The 15,384-nt window shown below is 67.9% G+C and carries 13 protein-coding genes; 12 read left to right on the forward strand and 1 reads right to left on the reverse strand.

Features of this window, described 5'->3' with window-relative positions:
- Positions 1-19: 19 nt before the first annotated feature.
- The 9 genes from DWF00_RS08715 to murB all read left to right on the forward strand — a co-directional run bounded on the left by DWF00_RS08715 (position 20) and on the right by murB (position 10,672).
- Positions 20-1,474, forward strand: a complete 1,455-nt coding sequence (locus tag DWF00_RS08715; RefSeq protein WP_114827214.1) for a UDP-N-acetylmuramoyl-L-alanyl-D-glutamate--2,6-diaminopimelate ligase — start codon at positions 20-22, stop codon at positions 1,472-1,474.
- On the forward strand, positions 1,471-2,898 hold the full coding sequence (locus tag DWF00_RS08720) for a UDP-N-acetylmuramoylalanyl-D-glutamyl-2,6-diaminopimelate--D-alanyl-D-alanine ligase (protein WP_114827215.1): 1,428 nt from the start codon (positions 1,471-1,473) through the stop codon (positions 2,896-2,898). The genes DWF00_RS08715 and DWF00_RS08720 overlap by 4 nt, the downstream gene beginning before the upstream one ends.
- An 18-nt stretch (positions 2,899-2,916) precedes the next feature.
- The gene (gene mraY / locus DWF00_RS08725) at positions 2,917-3,999 is read left to right on the forward strand and encodes a phospho-N-acetylmuramoyl-pentapeptide-transferase (RefSeq protein WP_114827216.1); all 1,083 of its coding nucleotides are present in this window, start codon (positions 2,917-2,919) and stop codon (positions 3,997-3,999) included.
- Positions 4,000-4,001: 2 nt separating this feature from the next.
- Complete coding sequence (gene murD, locus DWF00_RS08730) at positions 4,002-5,432, forward strand: UDP-N-acetylmuramoyl-L-alanine--D-glutamate ligase (protein WP_114827217.1); 1,431 nt, start codon at positions 4,002-4,004, stop codon at positions 5,430-5,432.
- A gap of 163 nt (positions 5,433-5,595) precedes the next feature.
- Positions 5,596-6,714 carry an FtsW/RodA/SpoVE family cell cycle protein gene (locus tag DWF00_RS08735; RefSeq protein WP_114827218.1) on the forward strand — a complete coding sequence of 373 codons (1,119 nt, stop codon included), beginning with the start codon at positions 5,596-5,598 and terminating at the stop codon, positions 6,712-6,714.
- A 16-nt stretch (positions 6,715-6,730) separates the two neighbouring features.
- Positions 6,731-7,849, forward strand: a complete 1,119-nt coding sequence (murG, locus tag DWF00_RS08740) for an undecaprenyldiphospho-muramoylpentapeptide beta-N-acetylglucosaminyltransferase (protein ID WP_114827219.1) — start codon at positions 6,731-6,733, stop codon at positions 7,847-7,849.
- Positions 7,846-9,249, forward strand: coding sequence for a UDP-N-acetylmuramate--L-alanine ligase (gene murC / locus DWF00_RS08745; protein WP_114827220.1), 1,404 nt, complete (start codon positions 7,846-7,848; stop codon positions 9,247-9,249). The genes murG and murC overlap by 4 nt, the downstream gene beginning before the upstream one ends.
- A 61-nt stretch (positions 9,250-9,310) precedes the next feature.
- Positions 9,311-9,733: an endonuclease domain-containing protein gene (locus DWF00_RS08750; RefSeq protein ID WP_245973803.1), complete on the forward strand. Its 423-nt coding sequence runs from the start codon at positions 9,311-9,313 to the stop codon at positions 9,731-9,733.
- Between the two features lie 12 nt (positions 9,734-9,745).
- Positions 9,746-10,672 (forward strand): UDP-N-acetylmuramate dehydrogenase, encoded by a 927-nt coding sequence (gene murB, locus DWF00_RS08755; protein WP_114827221.1) that lies wholly within the window; start codon positions 9,746-9,748, stop codon positions 10,670-10,672.
- 28 nt (positions 10,673-10,700) lie between these two features.
- On the opposite strand, the gene DWF00_RS08760 is transcribed toward murB, so the two are convergent.
- On the reverse strand, positions 10,701-12,035 hold the full coding sequence (locus tag DWF00_RS08760) for a linear amide C-N hydrolase (RefSeq protein ID WP_147283617.1): 1,335 nt from the start codon (positions 12,033-12,035) through the stop codon (positions 10,701-10,703).
- A 119-nt stretch (positions 12,036-12,154) separates the two neighbouring features.
- Here DWF00_RS08760 and DWF00_RS08765 point away from each other — a divergent pair, with 119 nt between their 5' ends.
- Genes DWF00_RS08765 through ftsA form a run of 3 tightly spaced genes read left to right on the forward strand, consistent with a single transcriptional unit; the run spans position 12,155 to position 15,323 of the window.
- Complete coding sequence (locus DWF00_RS08765) at positions 12,155-13,069, forward strand: D-alanine--D-alanine ligase (protein ID WP_114827223.1); 915 nt, start codon at positions 12,155-12,157, stop codon at positions 13,067-13,069.
- A complete protein-coding gene (locus tag DWF00_RS08770) occupies positions 13,036-14,001 on the forward strand; it encodes a cell division protein FtsQ/DivIB (protein WP_425453073.1) in 966 nt (321 codons plus the stop codon). Before DWF00_RS08765 ends, DWF00_RS08770 begins: the two co-directional genes overlap by 34 nt.
- On the forward strand, positions 13,998-15,323 hold the full coding sequence (gene ftsA / locus DWF00_RS08775) for a cell division protein FtsA (protein WP_114827225.1): 1,326 nt from the start codon (positions 13,998-14,000) through the stop codon (positions 15,321-15,323). Before DWF00_RS08770 ends, ftsA begins: the two co-directional genes overlap by 4 nt.
- The last annotated feature ends 61 nt before the right edge of the window (positions 15,324-15,384 follow it).

Below are 15,384 nucleotides of genomic sequence, written 5' to 3' on the forward strand. Positions count from 1 at the left end.
ACAAGGATCAGACGGGATCATGGACGGACGCGGTTTCAGCCTGGGCCAGCTCTTTCCCGGGGCGTTTCCGGACGACGCCTTGCGCCTGGTTGCCGGCGTCAGGGCCGATAGCCGCAAGGTCGTGGCGGGCGAGGTCTTCATCGCGCTAGCCGGCGCCAAGGCCAATGGCGCGCAGTTCATCGCGGACGCGGTGAGCCGCGGCGCCGCGGCCATCGTCTCCGGCGAGGCGCGGCCGGAGGGGCTGGATTCCTCGGTCGCCTTCGCCACGGTTCCCGAGCCGCGGCTGGCCCTGTCCCTGGCCGCATCGCGGATCTATCCGCGCCAGCCCGCGACCATCGTCGCGGTGACCGGGACCAGCGGCAAGTCCTCGGTTGCCGACTTCACCCGGCAGATCTTCGCAGGCCTCGGCCGCGAGGCGGCGAGCCTCGGCACGGTCGGCATCGTCACATCGAAGGGCGCCAAATACGGCTCGCTGACCACGCCGGATCCGCTGACGCTGCACGCCTCGCTCGACAGGCTGGCGGGAGACGGCATCACCCACCTGGCGATGGAGGCGTCCTCGCACGGGCTCGACCAGCACCGGCTCGACGGCGTCAGGCTGAGGGCGGGCGCCTTCCTCAATCTCGGGCGCGACCATCTCGACTATCATCCGACCATCGAGGACTACCTCGCCGCCAAGATGCGGCTCTGGGAGCTGCTGCCGGCCGGAATGCCGGTGGTGATCAACCGCGACGAGCCCTATGCGAAAGAGGCGGCCGAGGCGGCGGCGAAGAAGCACCCGCTGATCGGCATCGGCCGGGCCGGCGAGACGCTGACGCTGCTCTCGGTTACGCACGAAGGCTTCTCGCAGCGCCTGCGCGTCAGGGCCGAGGGCCGCGAGGTCGAGGTGCTGCTGCCGCTGGTCGGCGACTACATGGCCGGCAATGCGCTGGTCGCGGCCGGGCTGGCGATCGCGACGGGGGAGGATGCCACCGCTTCCCTCCAGGCGATCTCGGGTCTTCAGGGCGTGCCCGGGCGGCTCGAGCGGGTCGGCGAGGTCAATGGCGGGCTGATCGTCGTCGACTACGCGCATAAGCCGGACGCGCTTGCCGCGGTGCTCGGCGCGCTGCGGGCCTATGCGACGGGGAAGCTGATCTGCGTCTTCGGCTGCGGCGGCGACCGCGACAAGGGCAAGCGCCCGCTGATGGGCGCCATCGCCGCCGAGAAGGCCGACATCGCTATCGTCACCGACGACAATCCGCGCAGCGAGGACCCGGCCGCGATCCGGGCCGAGGTCATGGCGGCCTCGCCGAAGCTCACCGAGATCGGCGACAGGGCGGAGGCCATCCGCCATGCGGTCGCGATGATCCAGCCTGGGGATTTGCTGGTCGTGGCCGGAAAAGGCCATGAAACCGGCCAGATCATAGGCGACCGGACCTTGCCATTCTCCGATCATGAGGTGGTGCGGACGGCGATTGCGGAGATCGAAGGATGAGCGGCGCGCCCTTGTGGACCGGAGAGCAGCTTCTGCAGGCGATGGGCGCACGCCGCGTCGGCAGCCTGCCCGCCACGGTCTCCGGCATCTCGATCGACACGCGCACACTTGAGCCGGGCGATGCCTTCTTCGCGATCCAGGGCGAGGCGCGCGACGGGCATGAGTTCGTCGCCGGTGCCGTTGAGAAGGGCGCTGCGCTCGCCGTGGTCGACGAGGCGCATGCCTCGCGCTTCAATGGCGCAGGGTCCTATGCCGTGGTCGACGACGTGCTGCGCGCCATGGAGCGGGCCGGCGTCGCGCGCCGGGCCGAGCTGAAGGCGGGCGTCGTCGCCGTCACCGGCTCGGTCGGCAAGACCGGCACCAAGGAGGCGCTGCGCCTCGTGCTCTCGCGCCAGGGTGAGACCCATGCGCCGGTCGCTTCCTACAACAACCATTGGGGCGTGCCGCTGACGCTGTGCCGCACGCCGGCCTCGGTGCGCTACGGCGTCTACGAGATCGGCATGAACGCGCCCGGCGAGATTTTGCCCCTGGCGAAGCTGGTCACGCCGGACGTCGCGATCGTCACAACGGTGCAGCCGGTGCATCTGGCGGCGTTCGAGTCGGTCGACGGCATCGCCCGGGAGAAGGCGTCGATCTTCCAGGGCTTGAAGCCTGGCGGCGCCGCGATCGTCAATGCCGACGTCGCGCAGGCCGGCCTGTTGCGCAAGCTTGCCGAGGCGAGCCCGGCCGGGCGGGTCATCAGCTTCGGCGAGCATGCCGACGCCGATGTCAGGCTCGTCTCCTGCGCGCTCAAAGCCGACCTCTCGACGGTCGATGCGGTCGTGCTCGGTCAGCCGGTCGCCTATCGGCTCGGCAGCCCCGGCAAGCACATCGTGCTGAATTCGCTGGCGGTGCTGGCGGCGGTCGAGGCGCTCGGGGCCGATCTCGCGCTGGCGGCGCTGGCGCTCGGCGAGCTCAAGCCGCCAGTGGGACGCGGCGCGAGCCAGATGCTCAACGCGCCGGCCGGTACCTTCATCCTGATCGACGAGAGCTATAACGGCAATCCGGCCTCGATGCGCGCCGCGATCGAGAATCTCGGGCGCATGCCGGTCTCGGGCCGCGGTCGCCGCATCGCCGTGCTCGGCGACATGCTCGAGCTCGGCGAGACCGGGCCGGACCTGCACAAGGGGCTGGCCGGGGCGGTCGACGAGAACAATGTCGACCTCGTCTTTGCCTGTGGCCCGCTGATGCGCGGGCTCTACGACGCCTTGCCAGCACGGCACCGCGGCGCTTATGCCGCGCAGGCGAGCGGGCTGGAGCCGCTGGTGGTGGACGCGATCCGCGCCGGCGACGTGCTCACCGTCAAGGGCTCGCTCGGCTCCCGCATGGGGCCGATCGTCAAGGCCATCACGGCGCGCTTCCCCGCGGCCGCGACGGATGAATAAGGGAAGGAATCCCGTTCGATGCTAGTTTGGCTCGCCGATTTTGCCGGCGCCTTCCCGATCCTCAACGTCTTCCGCTACATCACCTTTCGGGCCGGCGGTGCCACCGCGACGGCCTTGCTGTTCGTGTTCTTCTTCGGGCCGGCGGCGATCTCCTGGCTGCGCCTGAAGCAGGGCAAGGGCCAGCCGATCCGCACGGACGGGCCGGAATCGCATCTCGCCAAGCGCGGCACGCCGACCATGGGCGGGCTGATGATCATGTCCGGCCTGTTCGCTGCGGTGCTGCTCTGGGGCAACCTGCGCAACCCCTATGTCTGGATCGTGCTGTTCGTGACCGCGAGCTTCGGCGCGATCGGCTTCTACGACGACTTCCTCAAGGTCACGAAGCAGTCGCATAAGGGCTTCTCGGGCAAGGCGAGGCTGTCGATCGAGGTCGTCGTCGCGGTGGTCGCCTGCTACTTCGTCATGCGCGTCGGCCCGACCGGCATCTCCTCGGGCTTCGCGCTGCCCTTCGTGAAGGAGTGGGTCATCCCGCTCGGCCTGCTGTTCCCGCTGGTCACGGCCTTCGTCGTGGTCGGCGCCGGCAATGCGGTCAACCTGACCGACGGGCTCGACGGGCTCGCGATCGTGCCGGTGATGATCGCTGCCGCGACCTTCGGCTTCATCTCCTATCTGGCCGGTAACCTGGTCTTCGCCAACTACCTCTACATCCACCACGTGCCCGGCGCCGGCGAACTCTCGGTGATCTGCGGCGCGGTGATCGGGGCGGGGCTCGGCTTCCTCTGGTTCAACGCGCCGCCGGCCCAGATCTTCATGGGCGACACCGGCTCGCTCGGCCTTGGCGGCCTGCTCGGCGTGATCGCGGTCGCGACCAAGAACGAGATCGTGCTCGCCATCGTCGGCGGCCTCTTCGTCATCGAGGCGCTCTCGGTGATCATCCAGGTCGCCGTCTACAAGCGCACCGGCAAGCGCGTCTTCCTGATGGCGCCGATCCACCACCATTTCGAGAAGCTGGGCTGGACCGAGCCGCAGGTCGTGATCCGGTTCTGGATCATCTCCGTCGTGCTGGCGCTGGTCGGCCTCGCCACGATGAAGCTGCGCTGATCATGACCCCCGTGACGGTTTTCGCTCGCCGCAAGGTCGCCCTGTTCGGCCTTGGCGGCTCGGGCCTGGCGACGGCGCGCGCGCTGATCGCTGGTGGAGCCGAGGTCGCGGCCTGGGACGACAAGCCCGAGAGCCGCGACAAGGCAGCGGCCGAGGGCATCGCCATCGTTGACCTGACGCAGGCCGATTGGGGTCAATTTGCCAGCTTCATCCTGGCGCCCGGCGTGCCGCTGACCCATCCGCAGCCGCACTGGACGGTCGGCAAGGCCAAGGCGGCTGGCGTCGAGATCATCGGCGACATCGAGCTGTTCTTCCGCGAGCGGACGAAGCTGGCGCCGAAGGCTCCGGTCGTCTGCATCACCGGCACCAACGGCAAGTCGACCACCACGGCGCTGATCGCGCATGTGCTGGGGAGTGCCGGCCGCGACGTGCAGATGGGCGGCAATATCGGCACCGCCGTACTGGCGCTGGAGCCGCCGTCGGAGGCCCGCGTCCACGTCATCGAGTGCTCGACCTTCCAGATCGACCTGACGCCGTCGCTCCAGCCCACCGTCGGCATCCAGATGAACCTGACGCCGGATCATCTCGACCGGCACGGCACCTTCGAGGCCTATGGCGCGATCAAGGAGCGCATGGTCTCATCGGCCGAGATCGCGGTCGTCGGTGTCGATGACGAGCCGTCGAAGCAGATGGCGCGGCGGCGCGCCGCCTCGGGCAGGCCGCTGGTCAAGATCAGCGGCGAGCAGCCGCTCGACGAGGGCGTCTTCGCCGGCATCACCGCCAACCAGGGCAAGCTCGATACCCGCATCGTCGAGGTCAGGGATAGCCGGCCGCGTGTCGTCGCCAACCTCGCCGGCATCGGCTCGCTGCGCGGCTCGCACAACGCCCAGAATGCGGCGGCGGCGTTTGCGGCCTGCGCGGCGCTCGGCCTTTCGGTCGAGGAGATCGCCGCCGGCTTCAAGAGCTATCCGGGCCTGGCGCATCGCATGGAGGAGCTCGGCCGCATCGGCCGCGTCGTCTTCATCAACGATTCCAAGGCGACCAATGCCGATTCGACCGAGAAGGCGCTGACCTCGTTCCGCGACATCTTCTGGATCCTCGGCGGCAAGGCCAAGGAGGGCGGGATCGAGAGCCTCAGGCGCTACTTCCGCAACATCGCCAAGGCCTATCTGATCGGCGCGGCGAGCGACGAATTCGCCGGGACCTTCGACGAGGACGGCAGCGTCGCCTACGAGCGCAGCGGCACGCTCGATGTCGCGGTAGCGGCGGCGGCCCGCGACGCCTTGGCGCAGCCGGGCGAGGGCGAGATCGCGGTGCTGCTCTCGCCGGCCTGCGCATCCTATGACCAGTTTCCGAATTTCGAGGTCCGGGGCGACAGGTTCCGCGCGCTGGTGAAGGCGTTGCCGGGCTTCGAACCCTCATCAAAGAGTTAGAGCATGATGTCGTCCGAAAACCGGTTCCCACTTTTCGGCATCATGCTCCAGGGACAATCGGCTTCCGGCTAAAATCGGAATCAATCGGTTAACCAATCGTTGCGAGAGTGATTCGCTGGAGCGGGAGCCCAATATCTGCCTGCCCAGCGATGGAGCCTGAAGCATGATCTCGCGCGCGGAACCCAGCCTGAGCGGCCGCTGGTGGTGGTCGATCGACCGCGTCATCCTCACCACGCTGGTGGCGTTGATGGTCTCCGGCGTCGTTCTGCTGATGGCGGGCGGGCCGCCGGTGGCCGAGCGGCTCGGGCTCTCGACCTTCCATTTCGTCAACCGGCAGGCGGTCTACCTGCTGTTCGCGATGGTGGTGTTCATAACCACCTCCTTCCTGACGCCGCGCCAGGTGCGGCGCGGCGCCCTGCTGCTCTTCGTCGTCTCGCTCGCGATGGTGGTCGCGACGCTCTATCTCGGCGTCGAGGTCAAAGGCGCGCGGCGCTGGCTGAGCATGGGGCCGCTCGGCTCGGTGCAGCCCTCCGAGTTCCTCAAGCCGGCCTTCGTCGTGCTCGCCGCCTGGGCCTTCGCCGAGGGCACGCGCCGGCCGGACCTGCCGGGAACGCTGATCGCCTTCTGCCTGCTGCCGCTGACCATCGTGCCGCTGGTGCTGCAGCCGGATTTCGGCCAGACCCTGCTGATCAGCATGGTCTGGTGCGGGCTGTTCTTCGTCGCAGGCCTGCACTGGTTCTGGGTCATGGGGCTGGGCGGCGTCGGCGCCTTCGGCATCCTGATCGCCTACCAGCTCGTGCCGCACGTGCGCGCCCGCATCGAGCGCTTCATGGACAAGGGCTCGGGCGACACCTTCCAGATCGACACCGCGCTCGAAAGCTTCGCCCAGGGCGGCTGGTTCGGCAAAGGTCCGGGCGAGGGCACGGTGAAGCGCATCCTGCCCGACGCCCATACCGACTTCATCTTCGCGGTGACGGCGGAGGAGTTCGGCATCGTCGTCTGCATCCTGCTCGTCGCGCTCTTCGCCACGATCGTGCTGCGGGCGCTGTTCGTGGCGCAGAAGGCCGAGGACCCGTTCATCCGCCTCGCCGTGACCGGGCTGGCTTTGCTCTTCGGCGTCCAGGCCGCGATCAACATGATGGTCAACCTGCACATGATGCCGGCCAAGGGCATGACCTTGCCGTTCATCTCCTATGGCGGCTCGTCGCTGATCTCGCTGGCGCTCGGCACCGGCTTCCTGCTGGCGCTGACGCGCAAGCGGCCGCGCTCCGAGAACTACTAGGTCGGGCACCGGAACGATGGCGACTTCCCCACTCGTCCTGCTCGCGGCCGGAGGCACAGGCGGCCACCTCTTCCCGGCGGAGGCGCTGAGCCACGCGCTGCATCGCCACGGCGTGCGCGTCGCGCTGATCACCGATACGCGCGCCGCCGAATATGCCGGCAGCTTCCCGGCCGAATCGCTGCACCCGATCCCCGCCGCGACGCCGTCCGGCCGCTCGCCGGTGAAGATGGGCCTGGCGCTGTTCGAGCTGGCCAAGGGCTTTGGCGCCGCGCGCCGCGTGATCAAGGCGCTGAAGCCGGCCGTGGTCGTCGGCTTCGGCGGCTACCCGACGGTGCCGCCGGTGCTCGCCGCCTCGATGCTCGGCGTGAAGACGCTGGTGCATGAGCAGAATGCCGTGGCCGGGCGCGCCAACCGCTTCCTGGCCTCGCGCGTGAACACGATCGCGACCGGCTTCGCCGAGGTCGGCGGACTCACGCCGGCCCAAGTGGCGAAATGCCGGCAGGTCGGCAATCCGGTGCGGCCGGCGGTGATCGAGGCGATCTCGCCCTATCCGGATCCGGCGGCCGGCAAGCTCAACCTGCTCGTCTTCGGTGGCAGCCAGGGCGCCCGCATCATGGCCGATATCGCGCCGCCTGCGATCCAGCTGTTGACGCCGGAGGAGCGGGCGCGTCTCATGATCGTTCAGCAGGCGCGCGCGGAGGACGACGACCGGGTCCGCAAGATCTATGGCGATCTCGGCATCTCCGCGGAGATCGCGCCCTTCTTCAAGGATCTGCCGGCGCGGATGGCGGCGGCGCATTTCATCGTGGGCCGGGCAGGGGCCTCCACAGTCGCGGAGCTGACGGTGATCGGCCGGCCCTCGCTGCTGGTGCCGCTGCCGGGCTCGCTCGACCAGGACCAGGCGGCTAATGCCGCGGTGCTCGAAAAGGCCGGCGGCACGATCCGCATCCTGCAATCCGACTTCACGCCGCGCCGCCTGGCCGGCGAGCTTTCCGCCCTGATCGCCGAGCCGTCGCGCTTGACTGCCATGGCTGCGAACGCCAAGAGCGCCGGCATTCCCGACGCGGCCGATCGACTCGCCCGCCTCGTCATCGAAATCGCGGGGATTGCCCCGCAGGAGAAGTCCGCATCATGAAGTTGCCGGCGGAACTCGGCTCGATCCACTTCGTCGGCATCGGCGGCATCGGCATGTCCGGCATCGCCGAGGTGCTACATAATCTCGGCTACAAGGTGCAGGGCTCGGACGCCTCCGACAACGCCAATGTCCGGCGCCTGGCCGAGAAGGGCATCAAGACCTTCATCGGCCATTCCGCTGAGAATCTCGGCGACGCCGAGGTGGTCGTGGTCTCGACCGCGATCAAGCGCGACAATCCCGAGCTTGCCATGGCGCGCGAGACGCGCCTGCCGGTGGTGCGCCGCGCCGAGATGCTGGCCGAGCTGATGCGGCTTAAGACCTGCGTCGCCATCGCCGGCACCCATGGCAAGACGACCACGACCTCGCTCGTCGCGACGCTGCTGGAGAAGGGCGGGCTCGACCCGACCGTGATCAATGGCGGCATCATCAACGCCTACGGCACCAATGCCCGCATGGGCGAGAGCGACTGGATGGTGGTCGAGGCCGACGAATCCGACGGCACCTTCCTGAAGCTGCCGGCCGATGTCGCGATCGTCACCAATATCGACCCCGAGCATCTCGACCACTTCAAGACCTTCGACGCGATCAAGGAAGCCTTCCGCTCCTTCGTCGAGAACCTGCCCTTCTACGGCTTCGCGGTGATGTGCATCGACCATCCGACCGTGCAGGGGCTGGTCGGGCAGATCGAGGACCGCCGCGTCATCACCTATGGCGAGAACCCGCAGGCCGATTTCCGGCTGATCGACATCGATCTCACTGGGGGCCAGGCCAGGTTCACGCTGCTGATCCGCGACCGCAAGCGCGGCCGCGACGAGGTGGTGCGCGACCTGATCATGCCGATGCCGGGCCATCACAACGCGCTCAATGCGACGGCGGCGATCGCGGTGGCCTATGACCTTGGCATCCCCGTGCCGCGCATCCGCGAGGCGCTGGCCGGCTTCGGCGGGGTGAAGCGCCGCTTCACCAAGACCGGCGAATGGAACGGCGCGCTGATCTTCGACGATTACGGCCACCACCCGGTCGAGATCGCCGCTGTGCTCAAGGCGGCGCGCGCCTCGACCAAGGGCAAGGTCATCGCGATCGTGCAGCCGCACCGCTACACCCGCCTCGCCAGCCTGTTCGACGATTTCGCCGCCTGCTTCAACGATGCCGACACGGTGATCGTCGCCGACACTTATGCGGCCGGCGAGGCGCCGATCCCGGGCGCGGACCGCGATTCGCTGGTTTCCGGCATCAAGGCCCGCGGCCATCGCCATACGCTGGCGCTGGAAGGACCGGACAAGCTCGCGGGCATGGTCAAGGAGCTGGCCGGGCCGGGCGACTACGTCGTCTTCCTCGGGGCGGGCAACATCACGCAATGGGCCTACGCGCTGCCGGGGGAGCTGGCGAACCTCTCTTGACCCCTTCTCCCCTCGGGGGAGAAGGTGGCCCGGCGAAGCCGGGTCGGATGAGGGAAGTGCCGTGCTGGAGCGAAAGAATGCGCCGGAGACGCTTGATTTCGCCCGCGGCCAGCGCCGGGAACCAACCCGCGCGGAGGCAGCTTTCTGGCAAGCTGTCCGCGGTCGGCGCTTCAATGGCCTGAAGTTCAAGCGCCAGATGGCGATTGGGCCTTTCATCGCCGATTTCTGCTGCTTCAAACATCGTCTTGTCGTGGAGCTGGATGGTGAGCCGCATTTGACCGAGGGGGCCAGGGTCAAGGACGCTCGCCGCGATGCATTCCTGCGGCGCGAGGGCTATCGGGTCTTGCGCTTTCCAAATGAGCGGGTTCTAGGAAACCTCGAATTCGTTCTGCGCGAGATTGCCGACGTCATCGGTCTCGCCGGACTTCCCTCATCCGTCTCCGCTTCGCGGAGCCACCTTCTCCCCCGAGGGGAGAAGGAGTAAGCGGCTAGCGACATGAGTTTCCCCGACATCACCCCCGACCTTCGCGCTGCCGCGCCCGAGCTGCGCGGCCGGCTTCTTGCTAACCAGGAGATGGCGGGCCTGACCTGGTTCCGCGTCGGCGGGCCGGCTCAGGTTCTGTTCACCCCGGCCGACGAGCAGGACCTCGCCTATCTGCTCGCCAACCTGCCGGCCGAGATTCCAGTGACGGTCGTCGGCCTCGGCTCGAACCTGATCGTGCGCGATGGCGGCATCCCCGGGCTGGTTGTTCGTCTCGGCGGCAAGGCCTTCGGCGAGATCAAGCTGGAGGAGGGCGACCGGCTGCGCTCGGGCACCTCCGTGCCGGACGTCAAGGTGGCGCGCGCGGCGGCCGATGCCTCGCTCGACGGGCTCGCCTTCTACCGCGGCATTCCCGGCTGCATCGGTGGTGCCTTGCGGATGAACGCCGGCGCGCATGGCGGCGAGACCACGGACGTTCTCATCGAGGCGCGCGGCGTCACCCGCAAGGGCGAGCTCGTCACGCTCTCCCATGCCGAGATGGGCTTCACCTACCGCAATAGCGCGGTCTCGACGGCCGAGATCGTCTTCACCTCGGCGCTGTTCCAGGGAAGGCCCGGCGACCAGCAGGCGATCCTGGCCGAGATGGACCGGGTGACCTCGGCGCGCGAAGCGGCGCAGCCGATCAAGGAGCGCACCGGCGGCTCGACCTTCAAGAACCCGGACGGCGGCAAGGCCTGGCAGCTCATCGACGCGGCCGGCTGCCGCGGCCTGCGCATCGGTGGCGCCCAGGTCTCGGAGATGCACTGCAACTTCCTGATCAACACCGGCGGCGCGACGGCGGCCGATATCGAATCACTCGGCGAGGAGGTCCGCCGCCGGGTGAAGGACCAGTCCGGCTACGAGCTGCACTGGGAGATCAAGCGCCTCGGCGTGGCCGCCTGATCTCGGTCTGGCGTCCGCTGCGCGCGGCTTATTTGCCGAAATCGGCTGAACGGTTCTCGATATCCTGAACCCGGATACGATCGAGCGGGAAGCCCGAGGGCTTGGCAGCGTCGAAGTTGAGCTTGGTGAGGTCGATGCTGCGCATCCGGCGGTCGTACATGGTCCAGTAGTAGTAGACCTTGTTGCGGGTGTCGCCGATGACGGACCATTGCGTGAAGCCGAGATGGTAGTCCTCGGCACTCGCCCCCTCGCGGACCAGACCCTGCGGGATGTCGAAATTGTTCAGCATCGACGATGCGGCGGCAACGCCGGCGGCGGCGTCCTTGACCGGCTCCATCGTGGCCACGAACGCGACCGCCCGGAGGAAGCGGGACGGGGGCGTGAAGTCGCCGGGCAGCCCGTGCATACCGCTTCCCGCGCCGAACGGTGCCAGCGAGACACCGTTGATATTGCGGTTCGCCGGAGCACCCAGCGGCTTCAGATTGGCATAGTTGCGCAGATTGAGCAGATGCCAGTCGTAGCTCGGCGAATTCGTCATGGCGCCGACCTTGTTGTCGAAGATGGTCAGCACGCCCTTGGTGTATTCGACCACGATCGAGGCGCCGGTCGAATCGGTCACGATGTGATGCAGCGGCAGCTCGCTGCCGAAGGCCTTTTCGAGATCGGCGTTCTTGACGACGCGCAGCTTCGGCAGCGCCTGCCGGACCTCCTCGACGGTTTTGAAGTTGCCGAGCAGGTAATTGACTACATCCATGCTGCTGAGCGTCTTCGACTGCTCTGCCGCTTCGGGCTGCTGATACTCGGCGAAGCCGGGATAGAACAGGGCCCCCACCGTCAGCCCGGTCTCGTTCATTCCGTCCGTGGCGTAGGGGTAGCCGGCCGGGTTGATGCCGACATAGCCGTAGACGTTGCTCCAGCTGATGCCGGTCTTGTCCGTGCCGAGGACCGAACTCTGCGTCGTCTTGCGCGGGATCAGTACCATTTCCGATTTCAGATCGGAGGCGCCCCATTCCATCGTCCGCGCATAGATGCCGGTCCCGTCGGCAGCCTTGAAGACGAGCGAGGTGCAGCTCAGCGATGGCTGGACGCTGGCCGTCAGCATCGTGCCGGCCAGGATGGACGCGATGATTCGCGCAGCAGTAGAACGACGTTTCATTGATGAAGCCCCCGGAAGCGGCGGCATGTCGGCTTCGACACGCGCGGCAGCGGAGAAGAGACGTAACGTCATCGCCATAAAGAATTCCAAAAAAGACACGGTTATCATCTCGACAACGAATTGTTTGCCGGGAGGATCGAGCAGGCGATTGATGGGTCGACTTGAATTTTTCTGCCGAGGCCGAGCCGGACAAATCGAGCGCAGCACGGCTGCGAGGCTCCGGCGAAAGGCAGGCCCGAAGCGCCGGCAGCCGATGCGCGAGCGTCTCGGTTAACCACCCGTTAACCATGACTGGTCAGGTTCGGCGCTATCGAGCGGGGACCTTTATGACCAGACATGTCGCGGTGCTGATGGGCGGGTGGTCCGTCGAGCGGGAGGTCAGCCTCAATTCCGGGGAGGGCTGCGCCCGGGCGCTGGAAAGCGTCGGCTACCGCGTCACCCGCATCGACGTGAAGCCGGATATCGGCCAGGTCCTGACTGGGCTCAAGCCGGATGTCGCCTTCAACGCGCTGCACGGCCGCTTCGGCGAGGATGGCGCGATCCAGGGCCTGCTCGAGATCCTGCGCATTCCCTATACCCATTCCGGCGTGCTCGCCTCGGCGCTCGCGATGCGCAAGGACCGGGCGAAGATCGTCGCTGCCGCCGCCGGCGTCCCGGTCGCGCGCGGCGTGACGCTGTCGCGCTTCGAGGCTGCGAAAAGGCACGCCTTGCAGCCTCCCTACGTGCTCAAGCCGGTGGACGAGGGCTCTTCGGTGGGCGTCGTCATCGTCAAGAAGGATCGCGAGCATCCGCCGCAGGAAGTGGCACGCGAGGACTGGCCCTGCGGCGAGATGCTGCTGGCCGAGAGCTTTATCGCCGGGCGGGAGCTGACCTGCGCCGTCATGGGCGGCAAGTCGCTGGGCGTGACCGAGATTCAGGCCGCGACCGGCGTCTTCTACGACTATGACGCGAAGTACGCAAAAGGTGGCTCGATCCACATCTGCCCGGCTCAAATTTTACCGAAAATTTACCAGCAGATCGAAGAGTGTGCGTTAACGGCGCATCAAGCAATCGGGTGCCGGGGCGTCAGCCGTTCTGACTTCCGCTACGACGACGAGACCGACACGCTCGTCTGGCTGGAAGTCAATACGCAGCCCGGCATGACCGAGACCAGCCTTGTGCCAGAATTGGCTGCCCACGCGGGCCTGAACTTCGGTGAGCTCGTCAAATGGATGGTGGAGGACGCCTCCTTGGATCGGTGAGAACGATGGCAAACACGGCCTCGCGCCTCCCCGTGCCCGTTCCCGGCCCGCAATTGCTGGTCGGCGAGCGCTCGCGCCGCTGGTTCCGCGGATCGCGCCGCAGCGCGATCGCGGTGCCGCTGGCGCAGCGCTTGCCGCGTCGCATCGGCACGTTCCTGGCCCTGAGCTTCCTGGCGCTGAGCATCGGCTCCGGCGCCGTCCTCGGCGGGCAGATCGAGACGCTGCGCGCGACCTATGGCGAGCCGAAGCATGTCCTGGCGCGGCTGGTCGGGCTCGGCATCGACCGGGTGACGATCTCCGGCATCGCCGAGCTCTCCGAGATCGAGGTGCTGGTCGCGGCCGGCATCGATTCGAAGACCTCACTCGCCTTCTTCGACGCGGACGAGGCGCGCCGCCGGCTGGAGGCGACGCCGCTGATCCGCGAGGCCACCGTGCGCAAGCTCTATCCGGGCGAGGTCTCGATCACCATCGTCGAGCGCGAGCCCTATGCGCTCTGGCAGGTCAAGGGCGACCTCTTCCTCATCGCAGCCGACGGGACCGTGATCGACAAGATGGATGACGGCCGTTTCGCGCGCCTGCCGCTGGTCGTCGGCGACGACGCCAACAAGCGCGCCAAGGACTATATCGCGCTGCTGGCCCAGGCCGGCCCGCTCGCCTCCCGCGTCCGCGCCGGCAGCCTGGTCGCCGGCCGGCGCTGGAACCTCAAGCTCGATAACGGCATGGACGTCCGGCTGCCCGAAATCGACCCCGCTGTGGCGGTGAAGCGCCTCGCCGGCCTCGAAAGCGATATGCACCTGCTCGACAAGGACCTGCTCGCCATCGACCTGCGCCAGCCCGACCGGGTGGTGATGCGGCTGACCGAAGAGGCCGCCGCTGCCCGCGCCGAGCAGCTCAAGAGCAAAAACAAGCCGAAGAAGGGAGGCGAGGTATGAACTTCAACTCCCAGGGTTTGACGCCGCGGATGCGGCCGCTCTCGTCGCGCAAGAGCGCGACCTTGTCGATTCTGGACATCGGCACGAGCAAGGTCGTCTGCCTGATCGCCGAGCTGAACCCGGCCGAGGCCAATGAGCGCCTGCGCGGCCGCACCCATGTCGCGCGCATCATCGGCATCGGCCACCAGCGCTCGCTCGGCGTGAAGGGCGGCGCGATCATCGATCTGGAGAACGCCGAGCGCGCCATCCGCGCCGCGGTCGACGCAGCCGAGCGCATGGCCAAGGTCGAGGTCCAGTCGGTCATCGTCAACCTGACCGGCGGAAGGCTCGGCTCGCAGCATTATGCCGCGAGCGTCGACCTGCGCGGCGGTTCGGTCGGCGATGGCGACGTCAAGCGCGTGCTGGCCGCTGCGGCGACCCATGCGATCCGGCCGGGCAAGGCCGTGCTCCACGCGCTGCCGACCGGCTATGCCCTCGACGGCGTGCCGGGCGTGCTGGATCCGCGCGGGCTGACCGGCGGCAAGCTCTCGGTCGACATGCACGTCGTCGCCTGCGAGGCGGCGGCGGCCCGCAACCTGATGCTCGCAGTCGAGCGCTGCCATCTCGAGGTCGAGGCCGTGGTCTCGACGCCCTATGCGTCGGGCCTGTCGGTGCTGGTCGACGACGAGGCCGAGATGGGCGTGGTCGTCGTCGACATGGGCGGCGGCACCACCAGCCTCGGCGTCTTCTCCGGCGGCCATCTCGTGCATGTCGACGCGGTCGCGGTCGGCGGCAACCACATCACCATGGACGTCGCGCGCGGTCTCTCGACCCGCGTCTCGGCGGCCGAGCGCCTCAAGACCCTGCACGGCTCGGCCATGTCGAGCGCCTCGGACGAGCGCGACATGATCGCGGTGCCGCAGGTCGACGACGACGAGCGCGACATGCCGAACCACCTGGCGAAGTCGCATCTCGTGCGCATCATCAAGCCGCGCGTCGAGGAGATCGTCGAGCTGGTCCGCGACCGGCTCCATGCCGCCGGCTTCCAGGCCCAGGCCGGGCGCCGCGTCGTGCTGACCGGCGGCGCCTGCCAGCTCACCGGCCTGCCGGAAGTGACGCGGCGGATTCTTGGCGGCCAGGTCCGCACCGGCCGGCCGCTCGGCATCAAGGGTTTGCCGGAGGCGGGCAAGGGGCCGGCCTTCGCATCAGCGGTCGGCCTGCTGGTCTACCCGCAGGTGGCGCATGTCGAGCACTTCGAACCGCGCGCCAGCGGCACCTATTTCGCGACCGGAACCGACGGCTATTTCTCGCGCGTCGGCCGGTGGCTGAAGGACAGTTTCTAAAGGGTAACGGTCTTTCGTCGGCGCGGCGGCCGGCAAGGACCAAGAGTAACAACGCAACAAC

Source organism: Allobosea caraganae (assembly GCF_003351345.1).
Taxonomy (GTDB): domain Bacteria; phylum Pseudomonadota; class Alphaproteobacteria; order Rhizobiales; family Beijerinckiaceae; genus Allobosea; species Allobosea caraganae.

Bases quoted from the DNA above. Each gene is read 5' to 3' on its own strand.
- murB (WP_114827221.1), top strand. From the start codon at position 9,746: ATGAGTTTCCCCGACATCACCCCCGACCTTCGCGCTGCCGCGCCCGAG.
- mraY (WP_114827216.1), top strand. From the start codon at position 2,917: ATGCTAGTTTGGCTCGCCGATTTTGCCGGCGCCTTCCCGATCCTCAAC.
- DWF00_RS08735 (WP_114827218.1), top strand. From the start codon at position 5,596: ATGATCTCGCGCGCGGAACCCAGCCTGAGCGGCCGCTGGTGGTGGTCG.
- DWF00_RS08765 (WP_114827223.1), top strand. From the start codon at position 12,155: ATGACCAGACATGTCGCGGTGCTGATGGGCGGGTGGTCCGTCGAGCGG.
- ftsA (WP_114827225.1), top strand. From the start codon at position 13,998: ATGAACTTCAACTCCCAGGGTTTGACGCCGCGGATGCGGCCGCTCTCG.
- murC (WP_114827220.1), top strand. From the start codon at position 7,846: ATGAAGTTGCCGGCGGAACTCGGCTCGATCCACTTCGTCGGCATCGGC.
- murD (WP_114827217.1), top strand. From the start codon at position 4,002: ATGACCCCCGTGACGGTTTTCGCTCGCCGCAAGGTCGCCCTGTTCGGC.
- DWF00_RS08715 (WP_114827214.1), top strand. From the start codon at position 20: ATGGACGGACGCGGTTTCAGCCTGGGCCAGCTCTTTCCCGGGGCGTTT.
- murG (WP_114827219.1), top strand. From the start codon at position 6,731: ATGGCGACTTCCCCACTCGTCCTGCTCGCGGCCGGAGGCACAGGCGGC.
- DWF00_RS08770 (WP_425453073.1), top strand. From the start codon at position 13,036: ATGGATGGTGGAGGACGCCTCCTTGGATCGGTGAGAACGATGGCAAAC.
- DWF00_RS08720 (WP_114827215.1), top strand. From the start codon at position 1,471: ATGAGCGGCGCGCCCTTGTGGACCGGAGAGCAGCTTCTGCAGGCGATG.